The sequence below is a fragment of the Modestobacter sp. SYSU DS0657 genome (genome assembly GCF_054050925.1).
Genome location: NZ_JBJHAG010000063.1, coordinates 1 through 683, shown reverse-complemented (window position 1 = coordinate 683; position 683 = coordinate 1). Strand labels below are relative to the sequence as shown.

General features: G+C 77.6%; 1 protein-coding gene. It reads left to right on the top strand.

Annotated elements, in window-relative coordinates:
• Positions 1 to 683 (top strand): dTDP-4-dehydrorhamnose reductase (gene rfbD, locus ACI79A_RS19655; RefSeq protein WP_457085438.1); only part of this gene is annotated, 683 nt, incomplete at both ends.

Here is a 683-nt window from a genome sequence, read left to right as displayed (position 1 = left end):
GGCGCCTCCGGGCAGCTGGGCACCGACCTGCAGCGCGTCCTCGCCGGTCGCGACGTCACCCCGCTGGGCCGCAGCCGGCTCGACCTGACCGACGAGGCGCAGGTGCGGGCGGTCGTCGGCCGGTGGCGGGACGACGCCGTGTCCCGCGGTGCCCGCCCGGTGGTGCTCAACGCCGCCGCCTACACCGCCGTCGACGCCGCGGAGACCGACGAGGCCACCGCCCACCGGGTCAACGGCGAGGCGCCCGGCTGGCTGGCCGAGGAGCTCGCCGGCGTCGGGCGGCTGGTGCACGTCTCCACCGACTACGTCTTCGCCGGCGACGCGCGGACCCCCTACGGCGTCGACGACGAGCCCGCGCCCCGCACCGCCTACGGCCGCACCAAGCTGGCCGGCGAGCGGGCGGTGGCCGCGGTGGGCGGCGACGTCGTCGTCGTCCGCACCGCCTGGGTGTACGCCGCGCACGGCAGCAACTTCGTGCGGACCATGCTGCGGCTGGAGTCCGAGCGCGACACCGTCTCCGTGGTCGCCGACCAGACCGGCAGCCCGACCTGGTCCGCGGACCTGGCCCGCGGGCTCGTCGAGCTGGCCGGCACCCCGGTCCGGGGTGTCCTGCACGCGACCGACGCCGGCACGACCACCTGGCACGGTCTCGCCCGGGAGGTGTTCGCCCTCTCCGGCGCCGA